The organism is Paenibacillus sp. FSL H3-0286 (assembly GCF_045040705.1).
GTDB classification, from domain to species: Bacteria; Bacillota; Bacilli; order Paenibacillales; family Paenibacillaceae; genus Paenibacillus_AQ; species Paenibacillus_AQ odorifer.
This window is the reverse complement of the sequence record NZ_CP150285.1, coordinates 6,041,410-6,065,385: the sequence shown is the minus strand read 5'-3', so window position 1 is coordinate 6,065,385 and position 23,976 is coordinate 6,041,410. Positions and strand designations below refer to the sequence as shown.

At 44.9% G+C, this 23,976-nt stretch carries 14 protein-coding genes; 9 read left to right on the top strand and 5 right to left on the bottom strand.

All coding sequences use genetic code 11. The features are described from left to right. Positions 1–24: 24 nt before the first annotated feature. On the bottom strand, positions 25–1,956 hold the full coding sequence (locus MHB37_RS27020) for an exosporium glycoprotein BclB-related protein (RefSeq protein ID WP_405168706.1): 1,932 nt from the start codon (positions 1,954–1,956) through the stop codon (positions 25–27). Between the two features lie 200 nt (positions 1,957–2,156). Next, positions 2,157–3,149, bottom strand: coding sequence for a LacI family DNA-binding transcriptional regulator (locus tag MHB37_RS27015; protein WP_076128039.1), 993 nt, complete (start codon positions 3,147–3,149; stop codon positions 2,157–2,159). A gap of 372 nt (positions 3,150–3,521) precedes the next feature. Between MHB37_RS27015 and gtfA the strand changes: the two genes are divergently transcribed. Next, a complete protein-coding gene (gene gtfA, locus MHB37_RS27010; protein ID WP_405168705.1) occupies positions 3,522–4,964 on the top strand; it encodes a sucrose phosphorylase in 1,443 nt (480 codons plus the stop codon). A gap of 86 nt (positions 4,965–5,050) precedes the next feature. Here the strand turns inward: gtfA and MHB37_RS27005 are convergent, their stop codons facing one another. Further along, positions 5,051–7,285 (bottom strand): AraC family transcriptional regulator, encoded by a 2,235-nt coding sequence (locus MHB37_RS27005; protein WP_076128035.1) that lies wholly within the window; start codon positions 7,283–7,285, stop codon positions 5,051–5,053. A 503-nt stretch (positions 7,286–7,788) separates the two neighbouring features. Here MHB37_RS27005 and MHB37_RS27000 point away from each other — a divergent pair. From MHB37_RS27000 to MHB37_RS26990, 3 genes are all read left to right on the top strand, one after another. Beyond that, entirely contained in the window at positions 7,789–8,664 is an 876-nt protein-coding gene (locus MHB37_RS27000) for a sugar ABC transporter permease (protein ID WP_094903677.1), read from the top strand. 11 nt (positions 8,665–8,675) lie between these two features. Then, positions 8,676–9,569 carry a carbohydrate ABC transporter permease gene (locus MHB37_RS26995; protein WP_036685379.1) on the top strand — a complete coding sequence of 298 codons (894 nt, stop codon included), beginning with the start codon at positions 8,676–8,678 and terminating at the stop codon, positions 9,567–9,569. Between the two features lie 68 nt (positions 9,570–9,637). Next, positions 9,638–11,248 carry an extracellular solute-binding protein gene (locus MHB37_RS26990; protein WP_341088817.1) on the top strand — a complete coding sequence of 537 codons (1,611 nt, stop codon included), beginning with the start codon at positions 9,638–9,640 and terminating at the stop codon, positions 11,246–11,248. A 77-nt stretch (positions 11,249–11,325) separates the two neighbouring features. On the opposite strand, the gene MHB37_RS26985 is transcribed toward MHB37_RS26990, so the two are convergent. Then, on the bottom strand, positions 11,326–12,207 hold the full coding sequence (locus MHB37_RS26985) for an AraC family transcriptional regulator (protein WP_076194140.1): 882 nt from the start codon (positions 12,205–12,207) through the stop codon (positions 11,326–11,328). Between the two features lie 159 nt (positions 12,208–12,366). On the opposite strand from MHB37_RS26985, the gene MHB37_RS26980 reads away from it, so the two are divergent. From MHB37_RS26980 to MHB37_RS26970, 3 genes are all read left to right on the top strand, one after another. Then, a complete protein-coding gene (locus MHB37_RS26980; RefSeq protein WP_405169625.1) occupies positions 12,367–13,767 on the top strand; it encodes an MATE family efflux transporter in 1,401 nt (466 codons plus the stop codon). A gap of 1,671 nt (positions 13,768–15,438) precedes the next feature. Next, the gene (locus MHB37_RS26975) at positions 15,439–16,155 is read left to right on the top strand and encodes a hypothetical protein (protein WP_175619988.1); all 717 of its coding nucleotides are present in this window, start codon (positions 15,439–15,441) and stop codon (positions 16,153–16,155) included. A gap of 131 nt (positions 16,156–16,286) precedes the next feature. After that, positions 16,287–17,297 (top strand): ketoacyl-ACP synthase III, encoded by a 1,011-nt coding sequence (locus MHB37_RS26970; RefSeq protein ID WP_076128027.1) that lies wholly within the window; start codon positions 16,287–16,289, stop codon positions 17,295–17,297. A 119-nt stretch (positions 17,298–17,416) separates the two neighbouring features. On the opposite strand, the gene MHB37_RS26965 is transcribed toward MHB37_RS26970, so the two are convergent. Next, positions 17,417–18,436 carry a LacI family DNA-binding transcriptional regulator gene (locus tag MHB37_RS26965; RefSeq protein WP_076128026.1) on the bottom strand — a complete coding sequence of 340 codons (1,020 nt, stop codon included), beginning with the start codon at positions 18,434–18,436 and terminating at the stop codon, positions 17,417–17,419. A gap of 306 nt (positions 18,437–18,742) precedes the next feature. On the opposite strand from MHB37_RS26965, the gene MHB37_RS26960 reads away from it, so the two are divergent. Both MHB37_RS26960 and MHB37_RS26955 read left to right on the top strand, forming a co-directional pair. After that, a complete protein-coding gene (locus MHB37_RS26960) occupies positions 18,743–20,101 on the top strand; it encodes an S-layer homology domain-containing protein (protein WP_405168704.1) in 1,359 nt (452 codons plus the stop codon). After that, entirely contained in the window at positions 20,092–23,943 is a 3,852-nt protein-coding gene (locus tag MHB37_RS26955) for a carbohydrate binding domain-containing protein (RefSeq protein ID WP_405168703.1), read from the top strand. The genes MHB37_RS26960 and MHB37_RS26955 overlap by 10 nt, the downstream gene beginning before the upstream one ends. Positions 23,944–23,976: the final 33 nt, after the last annotated feature.

Genomic DNA, 23,976 nt, shown 5'->3' with positions numbered 1-23,976 from the left:
CTTTTTTAAAATTTGTTTTAGTGATTATACAATCGTAAAGCCAGCACTTGCATAACCAGTGACTGTATTTACAAGGGTGAGGCCTGTAGCGGTGGCTGAGAATACCATAAGCAAACGTGTCTGTGGAGTTACAGCAAAATTGATACCATTCGTAATTCCGCTGACAAAAGTTCCTAGATTTATAGTACCTGTGATAGGTGGGAGCGGTACTATTGCCCCTGGAATAGCAGTAAATGTATTATTTGGTGTGGTCGATTGGTACAACTGTGCTGTTACATTTATCGTAGTACCAAGCAGCGATAAAGCTATGGTATTACTGAAGTAAGCAGCAATGGAAGTTATTACTCCTGCTCGAGGAGTTGAGAATGCAAAGTTGATAAGCGGTCCAAGGAGAGTACCTGTCAAATCAATATTACCGCCAACAAGCGAAATGCCTGTGGCTGAACTTCCGAAGCCTACAAGACTTGTTGTTCCAACCAAACCACCCAAAACCGTGGTCATAATAATAGGTCCTCCGGATGCCAGAGGAATAATTGCACCGTTACCGGTTGCACCAGTGACTCCGGTAATGCCAGTAGCTCCAACCGCGCCGGGATCACCAGTCGCTCCAGTCGCCCCCGTAGCTCCGGCAATGCCGACTGCCCCCGGATCACCAGTCGCGCCCGTTGCACCCGTAGCTCCGGCAACGCCGACCGCCCCCGGATCACCCGTCACCCCTGTGGCACCCGTAGCTCCGGCAACGCCGACCGCCCCCGGATCACCCGTGGCACCCGTTACACCCGTAGCTCCGGCAACGCCGACCGCCCCCGGATCACCCGTCGCCCCTGTGGCCCCCGTAGCTCCGGCAACGCCGACCGCGCCCGGATCGCCAGTCGCGCCCGTTGCACCGGCAGGGCCCGCCAAGCCGGCAGCACCCGTCGAACCAGTCGCGCCCGTTGCTCCTACACCTGGACCTGCTGGTCCTTGCGCACCTGTTGGCCCTTGAATTCCTTGCACACCCTGTGGTCCTTGCGGTCCCACCGCGCCACCAGCGATTAACAAGTAATCTGGTGAACTCCCGGGTATTCCAGTAGGTCCGGAAACGGTAGCTATATAGGTGCTGCCATTGAAGGTTACTACTTGACCTGCTGGATAAGTAGGACTTTGTGCAGGATTAAAGATTACAATCCCTTGCAGCCCTACCCCTTGTGGTCCCTGAGGTCCTTGAAGTCCAGGCGTTCCTTGAGGGCCTTGTGGTCCTTGCGGTCCTTGGGGGCCTGTGGAGCCACCAGCAATTAATAAATAGTCTGGTGAACTTCCAGGTGTTCCCGTTGGTCCAGCAACAATAGCAATATAGGTACTGCCATTAAAGGTTACTACTTGACCTGCTGGATAAGTAGGGCTTAATGCAGGATTAAAAGCAACAATTCCTTGCAGCCCTGCCCCGGTGGTTCCCTTTACGCCCGGAACCCCTTGCGCTCCTTGCGGACCCTGAGGTCCCTGTGGCCCTTGAGGTCCAGTCGCACCTTTAATAGGCAATCCGATTGCTTGTGTAATAGAAGCTTGAATATGTCTGATCTGAATAATCAACTGATCTTTACAATTAGAGTCAATCTTCGTGGCGAGAATAAAAGATAATAACTCAGCTAACAACAGTTGAAGATTGGTGCCCACGCTTACGACAGAGAAGGGACTGACTTCGGTCGATACAATGGTTATCTCTACTACAGAAAGTAGCTCAGTTCTAAAAGGACTGCATAACTTAGAGGTATGCAAGAATTCCAATAGTTCTCTTAACACTCTTTGTAGATTGGCAATATGAAGTGTTGTGGGATTCGTAAGTACGGGGGGTACCACTGCAGAGAGATCAGTGACTATTTTTAATAGTGCGTTACACTCCCTCTTTCTAATAGGACTGCTGATCCTTCCATGCTTGTTTAGGATAGCATCGCCTTTAAATGGTCTGTAATCAGGCATATTTCTATATCTCCTCCTTGAACTTCTCCTGTTCATTCCTTTGAAAAATGGGAACCTGCCCAATCAGCATATTCTGAGAAGCGGAAGTTGTTACAAAAATCGCCCTAAAAGCCGTTATTCCTGAAAGTCGTTATTAATGAAGCAATACAAAAAAGGCAGGCCACCGCTAATTACGGTAGTCTACCTTTTTAATAGATACGTTAAGTAGTCTCTCCTTTAATGAGAGTTACGTCTACAGTAGTGTTGTTGATTAGCTCTCCGTCAGCACTTTCGATCATTTGCAGGAGAGTATTGGTCAGCATGACCCCGATCCGATCACTAGGTTGCATAATGGTAGTCAATTTAGGACTCTGAAGCATGCGGGTAAAGCTGTGGTAATCATAACCGATGATTTTCAGTTGCTCGGGCACTCGAATGCCTTGCTGTTCAGCATAAATGTATAAAGCATAAGCCACAATATCATTACTGCAAAATACTCCATCATATTCTCGAAGTTGGGCCGGAGAGATATTTTCGGTGACAAAGGACCAAAAATAATCAAAGGTAAGCTTGTTGTGCGCGCCTTCGATAATATCGTAAGTTACACCATGTTTCATACTTGTGATGACAAAAGCATCCCGACGACGATTCGCTAGAATATCCAGATCTAGCGGGCCGGAGATATGTAGCAACCGTTTACAGCCCAGCTGTATCAAATGTTCGGTAGCTAGCTCACCACCGCGGTAATTATCCGATCCCACACAAGGGATATTGGAGGAAATAAAACGGTCAAAAGAGACAATAGGGAAAGGGACCTTTTTATAGCTTTCAATATTCATGGTGTGGCTGCACATGATAATGCCATCTACTTGATTCTGGCGAAGCATGCTAATATAGTTGGCTTCCTTCTCAGGATCGTCAAGAGAATTGCATATTAGCAATTTATAGTTTTTTTCATTAGCACTCATTTCAACATACTTGATGAGATCGGAAAAGAAAGGGTGATTTGAATCTGGAACAATAATCCCAATAAAAAAGGATTGATTCTTCTGTAAGGCTCTGGCGATTTGATTAGGATGATAATCTAAGGCGTCCATCGCTTTTTCAACTTTTTTACGCGTCTCTTTGCTGATATATCCCCGGTTGTTCATTACTCTGGACACGGTAGCTACAGCAACGCCCGCCTCCTTGGCAACATCTTTAATACTTGCCATACCCTCATCCCCGTTTCATAAAATGCTCTAATCTATATTCTACAACTTTCTTGGATTGTTGACACTAATCGAGACTAACAATTGTAAAAGCATAGATAGTTTTTGATAGTTATAATAGGTATGTTATACGTTACCACAAATATTTAGATATAATATTAAAAATCAATCATTATACCCATATTTTATTGATTTAATTATATGAAAACGTTTGACATATTATTTGCGCATCTATAAAATTGGTTTTGAATAAACCTTCATCTAGGGAGGAACAAGATCGTTAGGAGAACGCTTTCATAAGTTGCGTTAGTTTGATGATTTCTCAGACCTTATGAAGCAAGGGTGTATAAATTGAAATAGAAGGAGAACGCCAATATGCAGATTAAAAATGAAGCTATGCTTATCACTTACGCAGATAGCATGGGAAACAATTTAAAAGAACTAAACGAAGTACTGGAGACACACTTGCAAGGAGTCGTGGGTGGGGTTCATTTATTGCCGTTTTACCCCTCTTCGGGCGACCGGGGATTTGCTTCGATGGATTATACGAAGGTTGATTCGGCTTTTGGCGACTGGGCGGAAATCGAAGAGATGAGCGAGAAGTTCTACATGATGTATGATTTCATGATCAATCACATTTCACAGCAGTCTCCATACTTTCAAGATTTCCTTGAGAAGAAGGATGCATCGCAGTACAAGGATTTATTTATTCGGTACAAGGATTTCTGGCCTAACGGTGAACCAACTGAGGTTGATGTGGATTTAATTTATAAACGTAAACCGCGGGCGCCATACGTAGAGGTTACCTTTAAAGATGGGACGAAGGAAAAGGTTTGGTGTACGTTTGATGAGCAGCAGATCGATCTGGACGTGACTACGGAAACTACGAAGAAATTTGTAAAAGACAATCTGACCTTCCTTGCTGATAAAGGAGCATCGATTATCCGGCTGGACGCTTTTGCCTATGCCAACAAAAAGATGGGTACCAACTGCTTTTTCGTAGAACCGGATATTTGGGAAATGTTGAATTTGTCTAAAGAAGTAGTGGAGCCTTATGGCGTAACTGTTCTTCCGGAAATCCATGAGCATTACAGCATTCAATTGAAGATTGCAGACAAGGATTATTATGTCTATGATTTCGCCCTGCCAATGTTGGTATTACATGCTCTATACAGTGGAAAAGTAAATCGGCTTGCGCATTGGCTGGAAATCTGTCCGAGAAAACAATTCACTACCCTGGATACACATGACGGCATTGGCGTAGTGGATGTTAAGGATCTGATGACCGACGAAGAAGCTGAGATGACCAGAGAAAGCCTATATAGCCAAGGAGCAAATGTTAAGAAAAAATATAGCTCTGCCGCTTATAATAATCTGGATATTTATCAAATTAACTGCACTTATTATTCTGCACTTGGCAATGATGATCAGGCATATCTTTTGGCCAGAGCTATTCAGTGCTTCGCCCCTGGTATTCCACAGATTTATTATGTAGGTCTATTCGCTGGCGAGAATGATATTGAGCTGCTCGAAAGCACAAAAGAAGGACGCAATATTAACCGCCATTATTATTCTAAAGATGAAATTGCTGCTGAGGTACAACGTCCTGTTGTTCAGAAGCTGTTCGCATTGTTGAAATTCAGAAATAGCTGTCCAGCTTTTAATGGTGAGATCAAGATTGAACAAGGTAGTGAGAATGAGCTGAACATCACTTGGAAAAATGAAAACAGTGTGGCGAAGCTTGAAGCTAATCTGTTGACCAAAGAATACACCATTGTTGCAGGTGAGAATGAAGCAAATATTGCGAAGGTATTTTAATATTTCCTTTGATATCGAAAGGTGTTCCAAAGGCCAATGTAATGGCTGCTGGAGCACCTTTCTTTTTGGGGGATAGGTGATTCATGTTATGAACTGTTTTTGGTCCGTCTGAATTCTATTGGTGTAAGGCTGAAGTTGCGTTTGAACATCCGGTGGAGATAAGAACTGCTGGTGAAGCCAGTTACTTCAGCAATATCCGATACCGATAAATCACTCTCTACAAGCAGGCGGCATACTTCCTTCATCCGTACCTCCATGATGACATCCACAATAGTGGTTAGGGTCTGCTGCTTATAAAGTCTGCTGACATAGATTGGAGACATATTAAGTTCATCGGCAATTTGGTTCAGACTTAAGCAAGGGTCCATGTAAGATTGCTGAATGGTTTGGTTAATTTGCCGGATTAGATCGCTTTGCTTGGAGCTGCGCTTATCCGCTTGGAATTCCTGAATATGATCAAAAAGCTGGTAAAAAGCTGCCTCAAATTCTTCTATTGTTTCATAATGTTCAAGCGAAGGCATCACCATCATCCCTTCGGTGGGGGTAGGACTAAGCTTCTTGATGTTATCGACAATTCGTTTAATCGTTAGCGTCACCCTTGAAACAGTAAGTTCCAGCACATGATAGGGATATTGCTCCATTTCACGTACCATTTCGGAGAAGTGACTGCGGGCTTCGTCTGTTCTGCCACTTGTGAGCGCATCGACCAGCTTTTTCTCGCTGTCAGCCGGGTAGGAGTAAAGATTGTTCTGAAGCTCGCTAATTCGCTCAGCATTGATCAGGCTGCCATGACCATAAAACAGTCTATGTTTGGAAGCTTCTCTGGCCTGACTGTACAGCCGGTTTAGTACATCTGGATTATCACTGATAGGGCTGTACACTAACGACAGTCCGATTTTTAAATAATCACAACAGGCCACACGGATCTGCCGCAGCAGCACTTCAATCAGCTCGGTATCCAGATGCTCAGTGGAGGTCATGCTGCTAAGCAACATGACCACACTATCGTCATTCATATCTACAGTTTCCACCTGATAAGTCTGTCCACAGATCTCTGAGGCAATATTCATGATGGCAAACTTGTACGGAAGGAGATAAGAGCCTCGTTCCTTTCGCAGAGCTTCGTACTCATCAATGCGTAGTAATACTAGCCGGTAGCCCTCGTTTAAATTAAAAGAAATACCCAGCTGTTGAACATCATTTTGCCGGCTGTTATGAGGAGATTTAATGCCAAGCACCAGATTGCGTAATGAGTTCTGCCTGATCGTAAACATACTGTTGCGTTTATCTGCCTCAAGGGTGTTCATTCGGCTTACGATCGAATCAATCGGCAGATAAAGCCGTTTGGACAGTACCCTAGAAATAACAAGACCGAACAATAAAATAATTAAAGAAATCAGAAGCGTAGTATTGCGGATATGATTGGTCTGTTCAGTAATTACCTCATAAGGAGTAATGCGCACATATTGCCAGCCAAGCGAATCGGGCGAAGTATAGGACACCAGTGATTTATTCCCTCTAAAAGGGGCAGTAAAATAGCCGGCAGAACGTGCTTTTACTTGATGCTCCAGCCAACTGTTTTCATCCCCGGAGAGCTTCTCCAATGTCAGCTTATTCCCCGACAGAAAACGGCCTTGGTCATCCAAAATGTAGGTACTGCCACTACCGGGTGTATTGCCGTTAGCCAGTTCTTTATTGATCCAAGCCGCGGATATGTTAACAATAACCGCAGAGTTAATAGAGCGGTCCCAATTGATCGCATCATAGCAAAGGTAAGTATAGACTGAGATGGTTTTTTTCTCAGGTTCATCTATGGAATAGGTTCGCGGAATCGGCGTAAATGTTTTGTAATCCTGATAATGATTCAGCATCTGAATAATTTCAGTGTCCACCAGTTCGCGGGTGGTGAATACGCCATTCTGGCCCTGTGCTGCCGAAATATAAACCGTGTCATTATTCGGATTATATACATAGATGGATTCAATATAAGGCATGGAATTTAAGTAGTTTCCGAGATCGGACATCGCCGCGGTTACCTCATAAATAGAGGGCTTGTTGTAGAACAACAGATGAGAAATCGTGCTGGTTCGATACAGTTGAAATGAAAGCGTTTGCGCGACTTCAGCCATGTTGACCACTTTTTTGCCAGTCTGGGTCAGATCCCTTAGATCGGAGCGAAAGGTTTGCGTCTTCTCGACGCCGATGTAGTACGTATAGTAAACAAAAGTAGAGATAAGAAGGGTTAACGATATGCATAGGGTTATGGTGGTGAGCAGCTTGCCATACAGTAGTCTTTTTCTCCGTAGATCATTATTCTTCATACCGTCCCCCCTGATCATCATATGACTTACTCGGACAAGACTCTGGATGAATTCATATTATGAAGTTCCTTTATTATAAGTCCCCAAGAGTGAACAGAACAGTGGAGCAACCTTAGAATCCTGCATTTTTCCAATCTGAAGGGAGTGAACAAATTAAATATTCGTGTACAAAACAGTCTTTTCTACAAGGATTATAAGGAGTTAGCGAAGCTTGAGAAGCTCAGTGGGTCTCCGAAGACTTTTACATAAACATCCTGATTGTTCAGTTCCTGTTTCGCCAGTTTGAGCAGTAAGGCTTGTAAGCTTCACTTCTGTGTTCAGAAGAATCCCCCTATAGTGGAATTATGCAGTTTCTATATTAAGGGGAGTGAGAGATCTTGAGCCAAACCTCATCCAAAGGAATTTCAAACGTCGAACTTGGCATCCAGGCTGATGGTAGAGCACGCTTACGAACGACAAGAAAGAAGAAAGGATTGTTGTATGAGCTGGTGCACAATCGGGTAATGTTTCTGATGCTGCTGCCCACCTTGATCTTTTTTCTGGTGAATTCCTATTTTCCAATGGTAGGCATCTATTATGCGTTCACTCAATTCGACTTCAACAGCAGCATGTTCAACTCCAAGTTTGTGGGATTACAGAATTTCGAGTTCCTCTGGAGATCCGGTACGCTGGTGAAGCTCACGATGAACACGATAGGATACAATATTGCTTTTATTGTACTAGGGAATGTGCTGGCAATTGTCTGTGCGATCCTGCTGAGTGAGCTCAATGGAAAATGGTTTAAAAAGATTAGCCAATCGGTAATGTTTCTGCCTTACTTTGTATCCTTTGTAATTCTCAGCGTAATTGTCTACAACTTGTTTAATTATGACAGCGGTTTCTTAAATACAATGCTTACCCAATTTGGCCTTGATCCGGTCGACGTTTACAGTAAACCTTGGGCATGGATCTTTCTGATCATTATCTTTTATCTATGGAAAAATCTTGGTTACAGTATGGTGATTTATCTGGCGGCGATTACGGGGATTAGTGACGAATATTATGAAGCGGCCAAAATTGATGGCGCTAATATTTTCCAACGGATTTGGTATATAACGGTGCCGATGCTGAAATCAACCTTTGTGGTGCTGCTGCTCTTTGCGCTCGGGAGTATTATGAAGGGCCAATTCGATCTTTTCTATCAATTAATAGGCAATAACGGGCTGCTCTACAATACGACGGATATCCTTGATACCTATGTATACCGTTCGCTTAAAGTAACCTTTGATGTGGGCATGGCAACGGCTGCCGGGGTCTATCAATCCTTGTTCGGCTTCGTCCTCATTATGACGGTCAACTACATTATCCGCAAAATAAACGATGACTACGCCCTGTTCTAGGAGGATAAGAAATGAAAATTCAAAAGGATAAATATACGCGAATGCTTCATTGGATTGCCTATGTGGTCATTATTGGCTTATCGATCGCTTGCCTGCTGCCCTTTTTGCTAATTATCTCTGCATCTTTGACCAGCAATGAGTCCATTATTCGCGATGGCTATCATCTGATTCCGGCACAGTTCTCACTGGAGGGCTACAAGACGGTATTCATCTTCCCGGATGAGGTGCTGCGGGCATATGCGGTCACAGTCAGCACAACTGCTATTGGAACGGTAATGGGACTTTTTTTCATGACTATGGCGGGTTATGTACTGGCGCGTAAAGATTTTAAATATCGAAATAGCTTTTCCTTCTATATATACTTTACGACTTTGTTTGGGGGAGGACTTGTCCCGTGGTACATCATGATTACGAAATACCTCGGTCTGCTGGATTCCTATGCGGTACTGGTGCTTCCAGGTCTGATGACGCCATTTTTGATCATTTTAATGAAAAACTTCATCAAATCAGCAGTTCCTGAGGAATTGTTCGATTCTGGCAAAATAGACGGGGCCGGTGATTTCCGGATTTACTGGCAGATTGTACTCAAGCTTTCCATGCCGGGCATCGCTACAGTCGGTTTGTTTCTGGCTTTGTATTACTGGAATGACTGGTTCACCTCTTCACTGTTCATCAATGATACGCATAAATATCAGCTGCAATTCTATCTGTACAATGTTATTAATTCAGCACAGTTTATCGCACAGATGGGGGCGGGAACCGGGGTGTCACTGGCTACGGAGGTCCCTGCTGAGTCTACCAAAATGGCGATGGCAATTGTCGTGACGGGACCTATTCTTTTTCTGTATCCGTTCGTTCAGCGTTATTTTGTTAAAGGCCTAACCATCGGCGCTGTAAAAGGTTAGAACCGCAACCTGCCCACTACCGGGTTAAGGTACAGTCGGCTAACATAGAAGCATAGTGAAAAGGGAGGATTCAGATGAATAAACAACGGGGCAAACGCATGTCTATTCTGCTTACGTCAGTACTGGGCTTGACGCTGCTGGCAGGCTGCGGGGGGAATTCTAATTCTGCAAACGGAGACAATGCGGCGGTAAAAGAGAGCAATAGCGGAGGAAACACAGCACAAAGTACGAACGCAGGGACTGAGGAGAAGACCGGACTGGACACTTCCAAAAAGGTCGAGCTGCAATTCTATATGCTAGGCGATGCGCCGAAGGACCTCTCAAGCATTGAAGCGGAAATTAACAAAATGGCTGAAGAGGATCTGAATGCAACCGTTAAATTCAACTATACAACCTGGACAGATTGGGATCAGAAATATAAGCTGCTGCTGTCGTCGGGTCAATCAATCGATCTGATCTTCACTGCGGACTGGACACAATATCAGGCTTATGCGAAAAAGGGAGCTTTTTTAGCTATTGATGATCTGCTGCCCAAAGCTGCCCCAGAACTCCAGCAATTCGTACCACAGGAAATGTGGGATGCTGTGAAGATTGATGGCAAGATTTACACCGTTCCAGCGACTTATAAGGAGTATGTAACGAACGGCTTCGTATGGCGTGAGGATCTGCGCAAGAAATACAATCTGCCTCAGCCGACAGATCTGGCTAGCTATGAAGAATACATGGAAGGAATCAAGAAAAATGAACCGCAGATGTCACCTGCTTCTTTTAACAGTGATGTAAGAGGTAACATTCATGATGTATATTCAACACTTACCGCACAGGTCGGCAGTCCGCTGCCTTATGGTATTGGTATTAAGTACGATGATCCTTCAAAAGCTTATCTGTATTGGGGCTCGGAGGAACATAAAGAAGAGCTGCTGACGATGAGACGCTGGCAGGAAAACGGATTGATTTCCAAAAACGTCCTGAACTTGAAGGATACCATCCAGGCTCCGATTATCGCGGGCAAGGCAGCAAGCATCTTCGGAGATAATCCGACTCGCTTCAACGATACGTTGATGAAGGTGAAAGCAGCACATCCGGATTGGGATCTAGGTTACTATCCTTATGGCAATACCATTGGTTATGCAACACCAGTTCATCCTATTCATAATGGTTTCGCCATTCCGAAGAGCAGCAAGAACCCTGAACGTGCACTGGCCTTCTATGAAAAAATGGTCATGGATAAACGTTATAATCAGCTGACACAATACGGTGTGGAAGGAAAGAACTATAAAATTGATGCGAACGGTTACTATGAACTTATTGGAGATGCTTCAACGAACGGTTTTACACGCGAGGGAATGAATGGCTGGGCCTGGCGGAATCCGGAGTTCATGCTATTTGATAAATCCTATGATGGCGTGAAGGAAATTTTCGCTGAGCTCGACAAAATTCAGAAGCCGGATATTTTCACCGGTTTTGCTGAGGATTATACCTCCTATCAGGCGGAAAAAGCAGCACTAGAGCAGGTGGAAAAGCAATACCTGTATCCATTGCAAGCTGGATTAGTAGAGGATGTTGATGCGGGTTTAGCCACCTTTATGGAAAAGGCTAAGCAAGCCGGCCTTGAAAAAATCCAGACCGAATATATCAAGCAATGGGATGCTTATGTGCAGGAGAAGGGTTTGAAATAATAAAAGTAGCAAGGGATGTTCCTTAAGCCTAATGGCAGGGAGCATCCCTTTTTTTGTGTTCTTTAACGTACTCAGATTTACGAGAAACGTTGACGGAATTCCCGTGGAGTGGTTCCTTCTATTCGAATAAAGCTGGAGCTGAAGTAAGGCGCCTGATTGAAGCCAACTTCCTCGGCTATACGGGCAATTGTGTAGCTGGTCTGCATCAGCAAAAGTTTACTTTGCTGAATCCGATAATGCAGCAGATATTCCATCGGCGCACAGCCGTATTCCTTCTTCATGCAACGAGCGATATATACAGGGTGAAAGCTTAGACTTTCCCCGAGCTGCTGCGCAGTGATATGCTCACGAAAATGGCTGCGTAAATAGGAGGCCGCTTGCTCTGCGCATATTTTGGAGGGCGAGGGGCGCTCATGGCTGAGGGAGGCGGATAACTGCTGTATAACCTCCTGAAACAACAGCTGCTGCTGAAATGGAGTATCACTTAAATGGGAATTAGGCACAAGCTGATTCAGCTGCGAGAGCAGCTCTTCCATCTTGGACGGCTGCAGCAGAGTTGTATATTGAGGCAAGCGTAAGCTAAACGGCCGGATATCAAATTCGTCAGATTGCAGGGGGTTCTCTATTTTGACGTTGTCTTTCTCAAGCGCAGCGGCCGTATCCTCGGTTATATTCCAGTCGCCCACCGTTTGAAAATGCAGCCAATAATAAGAGGTGGATTCCTTGCAGCTGTCCGTACTGAAATGATGGCTGTCTGGACGAAGCAAGAGCGCCTGACCCGCTTTTACTTGAAAAGGGAGACCGCCTTCACTCATATATAAACAGCCTTGTTTAACTACAAGCAAATCGAACACCCGGGTATTATGGCGGCTCATATGATAATGGCCGGGGGAGAAAGTATGGAATCCGCTCACAATGTAGTACAGCAACGGAGGAACGGTGAAGTTCAAGATGTTCATGTCAGAAGCTCCTTTTAGTGAGGTTGGAATAATGTAATAATTGGTTTGAAATCTGTACCATCATCCAAAGTATATCATCTATAATTTAGTCTGACATAATGAATAAAGATGTTATTTTTTAGGCTAAGTCTATAGGTATGGTTTACGAGGAGGGTTTGTATAGTGAAAAAAGAAAGACAGGGTTTTGGACTCTGGGTATTGGCTTGGCCTATATTTATAGAGGTATTTCTACAGACTCTGCTGGGTACGGTAGATACATTAATGGTCAGCCGTATCTCTGATGATGCAGTCGCCGTAGTCGGCATTTCCAATCAATTGTTCGGTGCATTGACCACACTTTTTACAACATTTGCGGGTGGAGCGGGGATTCTGATCGCACAGAGAATGGGCTCCAAACGTTTTGGTGAAGCGCGCACGATTGCTATTATGGGAGTATCGGTTAGCCTCGTGTTGGGGATTGTCGTGAGTATTGTGTTGTTTTTCTATGCGGGCCCTATTGGTGGGGTTCTAAATATAGCACCGGAACTATTATCACTTTCGAATGTCTATATCTCCTATGTCGGCGGTGGACTTTTTATGGTCGGGATGATCGCTTCCCTCGGTACCGCTATCCGGAACACAGGGAATACCAAAGGGCCGATGTACACAGGGATTATAATCAATGTCATCCATATAATTCTGAACTATATTTTTATATTTGGTGTATTCGGTCTGCCACAGCTAGGCCTTGCGGGCATCGCGATCTCCAGTATTGTCAGTAGACTGGTCGGAGTGATTATTCTCTATTCCTTATTCCGGCGTTCTTTCGAAATCAAGGTTAGACTTAGAGATTTCCGTATATTCAATGGGAAGCTGTTCAAGCAAATTCTGAAGATTGCCTGGCCGCTGGGGATCAATTCTTCCTGTTGGGTATTCTCCCAGCTTATTGTGTATTCCTTTCTGGCTGCACTTGGAGCCGAAGCGTTAGCAGCACGCACGTATCTTAACACCTTGGAGTCCTTTTGCTTCACGCTTGGTTATGCTTTTGCGCTGGCGGGGCAGATACAGATTGCTCATTTATTCGGAGCAGGCAAACTGAAAGAAGCTTATCGCAGTGCGTATCGTACACTCTTTATTGGTTTGAGCATTGTGTCAGCTAACATGTTGTTATTATTCTTGTTCGGAAAACAGCTGCTCGGTTATTTCACATCTGATCCGAAAATTATTGCGATCGGGGTTTCTTTGTTAGCTCTAAATCTATTGCTTCAGCCCTCCAAAATGCTGAATATGGCCCTCGGCAACGCGCTGAATGCCATCGGGGATACGCGTTATACGATGTATACTTCCATCGTGTCTATGTCCCTCATTGGCGTGGGCTGCTCCTATTGGTTAGGAATCAGCGTCGGCTGGGGACTCATAGGTATCTATTGTTGTATGATAGCCGACGAATTGGTGAGAGGTTTGCTTGTTTTGGCGCGCTGGAGGGGGCGAAAGGTTCTCCGCCAAGCGGACACCGGCTTGAGTGAAGAGAATGCTTCACTACATGGAGCGGGGAAAAGAAGCGCCTCGTTAACCACATAAGCGGGACTCTATAAGCCCAGCTTGATGGGCAATGGAGTGGTTTTAGAGTAGGACGTTGTTTGTGGAGTAGTGTTTTTGTTTCGGCAGTAGGGTGGTAGTAGTGCTGCAGTAATGCGATAGTAGGGCCATTGCGGGAGGCGGTAGTAAGGCGGTTGCGGGCGGTAGGTAGGGCGGTTGCGGGAGGGATGACGTTGTGCTTTCGGACTCAGATGCCGCTATTTGCTAATTTAGAGCCTTTTCCGGTTAGTTTCGGACTGAAGGGGCGCTATTCCTTGTAAAATGGCTCCTAATGGGGTCGTTTTGCACCAATAATGACTCTGGAGTCCGATAGCTTATGAAAAGAGACGTTTGTGCGGAAATAACGGCTCTGGAGTCCGAAAGCGACTTTGAAAGCCCAAGTAACACCGTGCACCCAAGCGACAACGAGCACTTCAAGTAACATAGAGCAACTCTGTGGCTTGAAAATTGATTAGTTTAGGGGCAGTAGGGCGTTGTGCTTTCGGACTCAGATGCAGCTATTTGCTAATTTAGAGCCTTTTCCGGATAGTTTCGGACTGGAGAGGCGCTATTCCTCGTAAAATGGCTCCTAATGGGGTCGTTTTGCACCAATAATGACTCTGGAGTCCGATAGCTTATGAAAAGAGACGTTTGTGCGGAAATAACGGCTCTGGAGTCCGAAAGCGACTTTGAAAGCCCAAGTAACACCGTGCACCCAAGCGACAACGAGCACTTCAAGTAACATATAGAGCAACTCTGTGGCTTGAAAATTGATTAGTTTAGGGGCAGTAGGGCGTTGTGCTTTCGGACTCAGATGCAGCTATTTGCTAATTTAGAGCCTTTTCCGGATAGTTTCGGACTGGAGAGGCGCTATTCCTCGTAAAATGGCTCCTAATGGGGTCGTTTTGCACCAATAGTGACTCTGGAGTCCGATAGCCCATGAAAAGAGGCGTTTGTGCGGAAATAACGGCTCTGAAGTCCGAAAGCGACTTTGAAAGTCCAAGTAACACCGTGCATCTCAAGCGACATTAAGCAGTTCAAGTAACATTAAGCATCTTGAGTAACGGCGAGCACTCTAGGTAATAATTGAGCATTCCAAGTAACGATGAGCACTCCAAGTAACAATGATCATCCCGATTAACATAGAGCAACTCTGTGACTTAAAAATTGATTAGTTTAGGGGCAGTAGGGCGGTTGCGGGAGGGAGGGCGTTATGCTTTCTGACTCAGATGCCGCTATTTGCTAATTTAGAGCCTTTTCCGGATAGTTTCGGACTGGAGAGGCGCTATTCCTCGTAAAATGGCTCATAATGGGGTGATTTTGCGTCAATAGTGACACTGGAGTCCGATAGCTTATGAAAAGAGACGTTTGTGCGGAAATAACGGCTCTGGAGTCCGAAAGCGACTTTGAAAGTCCAAGTAACACCGTGCACCCAAGCGACAACGAGCACTCCAAGTAACATCAAATTTGCTGATGCTTTTTTGAAAGAGGTTACCTCATGAGTAATTACTTCTGTGAGGGCCTCTTTTTTATGCGCGTATAAAGTTTAAGTTTGACGGTCCTCAAATTTGATTATTCATTCATATAGAGTTTGATTCTATGATATAAATGAGGTAGCCTTTATAGAATGGGTAGCCGTTATATAAATACATGTCAGTGAAGGGTTTGAGGGAAATGTTGTTGTCAAAATGGAGAGGGTTTTCGTTACTAGGGCTGCTCTTAATGCTTGTACTATTATCAGGCTGTTCTAAAGGAACAGCGCATGTCACAGTGAATAAGAATGGAAGCGTAGATTTTGCAGTGAATATGAAAGTGAATTCGCGGGCAGAAGCGTTGATTAGCGGAAAAATGGAAGATGCTCTGGTAAACAAACTTAAAGATCAGGGGATTGAGCTAGAGAAAAGCCAAGATGGAAAATCTACAGTCTATGAATTCATGAAATCTTATGCCTCTTTTGAGGAAATGAAAGCACTCTCTGGTGACTTGGATATTGTGGACCTGAAATTAGATACCAAAGATTATTGGTTTTATACCAAATATGATGTTGAGGCGAAGCCCAAATTAAATAGTTACATAGACACCATAATGGATAATATGGGATCGCTCAGCTTATCGAAGCCGATTATTCGGGCGTTTTTACAAAACATGGCTTTCGACTTTAAATTAACGTTACCTGTGGATTTATATGGAGACAATAATGCAAATGTGGAGGACGGCAGAACCCTTACTTGGAATGTTACACTAGCGGATACAGAGCCAATTCAAATGCAGGTTTATGTGCCTAATGTATGGAATATCGTGATTGTGCTTATCATTTTAGTGGTGGTTATTGTAACTGCGATTATATTGTTCGTCAGAAAAAGAAAGCAGCGTAATAGAAAACGTTTCTAAGTGGGTTCGTAAGGTTTAGGAAGTGCCGGGAAGCTAAGATGCTTTACCGGCCTTCTTTACTTTTTAGCAGGCACAGAGTTATAATTAGTACCAAGTACTAATATCAGATACTAAATGAAGAGGTGATTGGAATGACAGGTGCAAAAATTACCGCTATCGGAACCTATGTCCCAGCCAAAAGACTGACTAATGCCGATCTGGAGCAGATCGTAGATACAAATAATGAATGGATTGTACAACGGACCGGAATCCGTGAGCGCCGAATTAGTAGGCAGGATGAGTATACAAGTGATTTATGTGCAGCAGCTGTGCAGGATCTTATGACTCGTTATGGAAAAAGCGTTCAGGATGTCGATATGGTCCTGGTAGCTACGAGCACACCTGACTTTTCCTTTCCCTCAGTAGCTTCTTTGATTCAAAATCGTTTTAACATTCCACAGACTGCGGGTGCTATGGATTTGAGCGCAGCATGCGCGGGTTTTGTCTATGCACTGCATACTGCTCACAGTTATGTGGCTTCAGGAATGCATCGTAAGGTACTGGTTATTGGTGCGGATACGATCTCCAAGATTACGGATTATACTGACCGCAGTACATGTATTCTTTTTGGGGACGGAGCGGGAGCTGTACTTGTGGAAAGTGATGAGCAGTCGACGGGATTTTTGGGCTTCCAGCTGGCAAGTGATGGCGGTGGGGCACATCATGTGTACCGTACGGGGCTTGCCCATACTGTAAACAATATTGAGCTGGTAGATACACAAATGCTGGTACAGAACGGACGTGAAGTGTTTCGCTGGGCGGTCAGAACGGTTCCTTTAGGTGTGCAACAGCTGCTTGAAAAAGCGGAGGTAACTCTGGAGGAAGTAGACTGGTTTATTCCACACAGCGCTAATATGCGCATGATTGAGCCAATATGCGAGCGATTAAATTATCCGCTGGAGCAGGTGTTGCACAGTCTTGTGAATTTCGGCAATACTTCTGCTGCCACGATTCCTTTAGCACTCGATTTGGGCATCCGCGAGGGTAAAGTACAAAATGGACAAAAGATCCTGATGTATGGTTTTGGTGCCGGATTGACCCAGGCTGGACAATTGATTGAGTTGAATTTGGATCATCAGGTAGGGATACCTACTCCATATTAAGAGGTAGAATTTGGCGAGTTGATGTCCAATGAATGTTTATAACGAAACGTTTCGGTTAATCAAAAAAAGACAACGCCGTTTGCGGAAACCCGCTTACATTGGCTGTTGTCTTTTTTTGATTACTGAGTATTTAATTGACTGCCACAGGATTCACGTACAATAAGCACAGGCTCCACTACAAACGATCCACCGCCAGACTGATTGTTAATCAAGTCATAGAGCATATGAGCAGCGAGGATGCCAAGCCGTTCTTTGTTCTGGCGGATGGTCGACAGTTTTGGACTGGTATATTTACAGGCTTCAATGTCGTCACAACCGATAATTGCAATATCTTCAGGAACGCTGAGGCCGTGTTCTTTCAAAGCCCGGATGGCTCCCAGAGCCAGCAAATCAGAAGCCGCAAAAATGGCTTTTGGTAAATTTCCGGCTTGAATTAATTGCTGCATAGCCGTATAACCGCTGGGCTCAAAGAAATCGTCGCCATGAACAAACCACTGACGGTTCAAAGTGAGGCCGAAGCTTTCAATAGCTTTGACATATCCAGATTCCCGCAAGTTAGAAATATCTGAATCCGCTGCACTTCCGATAAATCCAAGCTCTCTATAGCCAAGTAGATAAAAATGCTCCACGACCTTGGAAGAAACCTGAAAGTTATCTGACATCACAAAGCCAGATTTTTTGCCCTTTAGCTCAAGGTCGACCCCGATACAAGGAATACTGCTCATATCCAGATCGCGGATGGTAGGCTCCATCTTTTGCCCGGAAATAATGACACATCCATCCACATTAAAATGAACAGATCGAGCGAAATAATCGCCGCTGCTGATGAATTTCTCGTTGGAAAAGAAAATGAGATCGTAGCCCAGAACGCCCATCTGCTTTTTAAAGGAATTTAGCACTTCTACGAAAAAGGGATGGGTAAATTCGACATTAAGCTCGCCAGCAAAAATAACCCCGATCAGATTCGACTTCTTAGTTGCGAGTGTCTTGGCGGAGTTGGAAGGTGAATATCCGGTTTGTTCGATGATCTCCAAAACTCTTTGCTTGGTTTTTTCGGAAACATCGCTGTAATTGTTCATAATTTTCGAAACAGTCGAGACAGAAACGCCGGCCATTTCGGCAATCATTTTGATATTCATAGTTAATAAAGCCACCCTCCGCTAAATAGTTGAAATTTGAGAAAAAGACTGTTCTAGAGCGGTTATTTGCGAGTTATTATGAATAGGGTGAATGAAAATTCAATTATTTTCAGTCTATTATTATTGCCGAAACAAGTCAAATATATATTTCACTATGCAGATTTATTCCAAAATAATCTATGTAAAAAAATTCAAAATTACATCTTTACAAAAATAGAAAACTAAGCAACAATAGCATTGTCGAAACCGATTTCGATTTTTCGCTTGAATTACGAATATTACGAAATTCGAGGAGTGATGTTTAGGATGAAAAGGAATTTCACAGCAGCACTTGCTGCTATGCTCCTTGTCACCGGGCTGCTATCACCGGTTGGGAGCATGAATGCTTCAGCGGCAGAGGCGTTAAAGGAAAACTCACCTGATTCAGCGGCAACGAAAGTGGAAAATGAACCAATCAATGGATTGAAAGCGTTTACCAATGTATCTCCAAGTCATTGGGCCGCAGGCCCATTACAGCGTTGGAGCGCAAATGGGATCATAAGCGGATATGACGACGGGTCGTTTCGTCCGGGTAAGGAAGTCACGAAGGCAGAATTCGCAGCTATTATGAATCGTATATTTAATTATCAGGAGCAATCGGATAAGGTTCCCGCTGATGTCCAGGCTACAGACTGGTATAAAAATGATATAGCCAAAGGGATTGCAGCTGGATATTTAAGCAGTGATCAGAAGAACAATATTTATCCTTCAAAAGCACTTTCGCGCGCTGAGGCGGCGTTAGCATTGGAGAAAGTGTTTCGTTTCAATGCAGACAAAAGCAGTACAGCAGCATTCACCGATCTGAACGGAGTCAGCGATGAAACCGCAAAAGCAATAGCTGTTCTATCGAGTGCAGGTTTTGTAAAAGGATATCCTGGAGGTTTGTTTAAGCCAGATGGTGGGATCACCCGTGCAGAGTTAGCTCAGTTGGCTGATCGAATGGTTTCGGGACTCCTCCTGAAATCAGGAGAGACTTCACTAGGAACAGTAAAGGGCAATGTAGTCATTAATCGGGCTGACGTGATTCTTAAAGACACGGTCATCCAAGGTAATCTTTATCTAACCGAGGGGATAGCTGAAGGGAATGCAAAGCTTGAAGGTGTAAAGGTAACAGGGACTACTTTTGTACGGGGAGGCGGCGAGCAAAGTATCGGCTTACACCATACTTCTCTTGGACTGCTTCAAGTAGCCAAGCCTAATGGTAAGGTTCGGGTTTATGCCAGCGGGTCAACAGCTGTGGGTACTGTGCATCTGCTATCTGGGGCAATCTTGGAAGAAAGCAGCGATCTTACCGGGGCAGGGTTTGGGGATGTTGAGATGGATGTCGTTCCTCACAATATTTCGCTTCGCGGAACATTTGCAGCGGTTCGTTCGGCAGACTCAGCAGTCAGCGGTTCTTTGTTAAGAATCCTTGGAACTGTCGGCAGCCTTATTCTGGGAAGTCCGGCCCAATTAACATTGGAGAACAATTCACAAGTGGCGGCACTAATCCTATCTGCGAGCGCTGGAGGTACAACAGTTCAAGGCAGCGGAAGCGTAACCACAATAGATAACAAAGCCGATGGAGTAACGATTGGCGGTGTAGCATTAAAAAAGGAAACACTGGCAAAACAACATTGCCAATAGCAAGCTCAGCGCCAAGCAGTTCGGGGAATGTAGGTCCAATATCGACACCAAACTCCACACCTGAAGCAACGGCGACACCTACGGCAACTGCTACGCCAATCGAAACACCAACACCAACACCAACACCAACACCAACACCAACAGCCACACCAACACCAACACCAACACCAACACCAACAGCCACACCGACACCGACACCAACAGCCACACCGACACCAACATCAACACCGACACTAACACCGACACCAACAGCCACACCGACACCAACAGCCACACCGACACCAACACCAACACCAACACCAACACCAACACCAACACCAACACCAACACCAACACCAACACCAACACCAACCACTGATCCGTGGACACTGGTGTGGGGGGATGAGTTTGATGATGGAGACATTGATGCCACAAAGTGGACCTATGACCTTGGAGATGGATCGCAATACAACAATCCAGGTTGGGGAAACAATGAGAAGCAGTGGTATACCAACGATGAGAAGAATGTAAAGGAACAGGACGGTAACCTGATCATTACGGCCCACAAAGAAGAAAAAGCCGGCAAACAATATACTTCTACACGGATTAAGACTAAAGGGTTGTTTAGTAAGAAATATGGGAAATTTGAAATTCGGGCCAAAGCACCTACTGGAAAAGGGTACTGGCCGGCGATCTGGATGCTGCCGGAGAACGATGTGTACGGGACTTGGGCTGCTTCCGGTGAGCTTGATATTATGGAAGGCTGGGGCAGTCGTCCAGACACGGTAGCGGGGACGATTCATTACGGCGGTATGGCGCCGAACAATGTATACTCCGGCAAAGAGTATGTATTTCCGGATAACGCTACGATTGAGCAGTTCCATACGTACTCTATTGAGTGGGAGCCGGGCGAAATTCGCTGGTATGTGGATGGTGAATTATATTCGACCAAAAATGACTGGTACAGCATCAGCAATGGGCAGCCTGCCAATAATGTGTATCCAGCGCCGTTTAATCAGAAGTTCCATTTGCTGATGAATCTGGCCGTAGGCGGTAACTTTGATGGTGATCCGACTAGCGAAACCGTATTTCCAAAATCGATGGAGATTGATTACGTTAGAGTCTACGAGCTGACAGGTCGTGAGTACCGCGAGCCTATTCCAGTTACACTGGAGAAGGAAGCCTATCCAGAAGGCTCCAAGCTTGCACTGGCAGACGGCAACATGGTCTATAACAACAATTATTCGGAGCAGGTGCCGGGGGATGACGGTATGGGAATCCCAAATACCGCACATTGGGCACTTTATAAAGAAGCAGGGGCTGAAGCTACGGTTTCTACCGTTCCTATTGGGGAGCGCAATTATGTGAAGGTAGATATCAGCAGTGGCGGCGGGAATTTTTATTCGATTCAACCCCAAGCTATCGTATCTATAGCTAAAGGCAGGTTCTATAAACTCAGCTTCGATGCCAAAACCGATATGTCCCGCAGTATGAGCGTTCGGTTAACAGGTGGAGAATCTCGTGGATTTGCAGCGTATTCTCCATCGTTTAAGGTAGATCTAACTTCAGCGATGACGCATTACGAAACGATGTTTCAAATGAAGGAGAACTCAGATATTGCTGCACGCGTCGAGTTCAACGTGGGTACCAATACTTCACCGGTATGGTTTGGTAATGTCAGATTAGAAGAGATTGAGAATATTCAATTCCCGCATGATAGTGTGAAGGAACCGCTGGCCAACGGTAATCATCTGTACAATGGTACTTTCGATATTGGCGAACCCAATCGGATGAGTTATTGGCATACGGAAGCAGCTGGTGGTGTCACGGTAGAATCAAGCGTTAATGACAATGGCCAGTTAAAGCTACAGATTGGCGGCAGTGAAAATGGTGAGGTTCGGTTACTTCAGAAGGGAATTCAGCTCATTCAAGGGCAGGACTACGAGGTTACCTTCAATGCTTCAGTATCCTCTGCACGCACAGGAACGGTCCAACTACTAGGAAAAGACGGCAGTGTACAGGCAGAACAACCGGTTAGCTTAAGCGAAGGTGAGCAAAAAATTAAAGCCACCTTTATCAATCTTAGAGGTGCAACCGATCATGAAGGACAATTCGTATTATTGTTAAACGGGGCAGCGGATACAGTCGTTCTGGATAACTTCCAGATGATACGTACTAGCTTCTATTTTGATCCATCGCTAATATATTACCCGCTCCTGAATGGTGAATTTAACTTTGGGTTTAGCGCCTGGGACCGCCTGTTGACAGAGCAGGGTGGTCAGAGCAGCGCTACGGTTGCAGATGGAGCAGCGAAATTTAGCATTACGAATACCGGCAGTCAGGCTTATTCTGTAATGTTGTTTCAGAACAACTTGAAAGCTGCTGCTGGAATGGATTATGTGGTTGAATTTGATGCCAGTTCAACCGTAATCCGCAAAATCGGGGTGAACGTAGAAAATGGTACGTATCAGGCCTCGTTCAGCAATATTCTGGAGGTAACGCCGGAGACGAATCATTACAGATTCGAATTCCGGCAAGGCAGCAAGGATACATTGTCTCTTAAATTCCTGCTTGGGAAGGTTGAGGGGATTAGTATTCCTCAAAACCATGATATTATCATTGACAATGTGAAATTTGAGATCAAAAATGCACCGGCCAAACCGCAGGAGCTGCTGAGCGACAGCAGTAATAACAGAGTTTCGCAGCCGATTGAGCTTACTTTTATCGACAATGCAAATTGGCGGAATCAAATCATGGCGGTAAAGGTTAACGGTACAACACTTAATGCAGAGCAGTACACTATTGAACCGGGAAAAATCACAATTGAAGCAGCAGTATTTCCGGCAGAAGGAAGTTATACCATTACTGTTGAGGCTGAACATTATGTTACTGCAACTGTCGCGCAGACTATTCTAGCTAATGATAACAATCTAGTCATCAATGGTTCGTTTGGCAGCGATAAGACGGGCTGGACTACATGGTCCGGAGAAGGTGGCGTCTCCGCGTTTAATGTGAAGGATGGCGTAGCTGAAATCCTGATTACGTCGGCCGGATGGGAAGCGTGGCATACACAATTTTTCCAAGAGGGTATTCCACTGGAGGGCGGAAAAACATATGAGGTGAGCTTCAAAGCAAAATCAACGGTTCCGCGCCAAATTGTGTTAGAATACTCCAATACTTCAGCTGCTTCCGCGCAAGCTAAGTTTGATATTCATGCGGATTGGGCTACTTATACAGCACAATTTACGGTGTCGAACAGCAACCCGCTGAAGCTTAATTATCTGATCGGCAAAACGCTGGGCGCTGATCCTGCGGCTAACAGTACACCGCATACGATTTCTTTTGACGATATTGTGGTCAGGGAGGTACAAGGGGGTCCACCAGTAACACCGCCAAGCGGTACCCTGGATAATGGAACCTTCGATGTAGATGCAACGGGCTGGAGCCAGTATTTTGACGGAATCGGAACTGCTTCTGTTCAAGAGGGGGAATTTGCTATCAACTTAACAGGTACCGGGCAAGCCCCTTATAGCGCACAGGTGGATTACGAAAATCTCAAGCTCGTTCAGGGAAAGACGTACACCTTGAAGTTTAAAGCTCGTTCTACAGTAAACCGCAATATTCAGGTAGCTGTGGAGCATAAGGGCGGGGACTACACCAAATATATGGAAGCTGAGCTTGTAGCCTTGACCCAGAATATGGACGAATACAGCTACACTTTTACCATGAATGGGGCAACAGACGCTGGTGTTCATCTGGTGTTTTTGCTAGGGCTTATAGATGGGAATAGTACGGAGACGAATAGTGAAATTAGCGCGGGCAGTACAATTTATTTAGATGATGTAAGCTTGATCGAAGGGTAAACGAGAAAAAACGGCAGTGTTTTCCTTTTTACA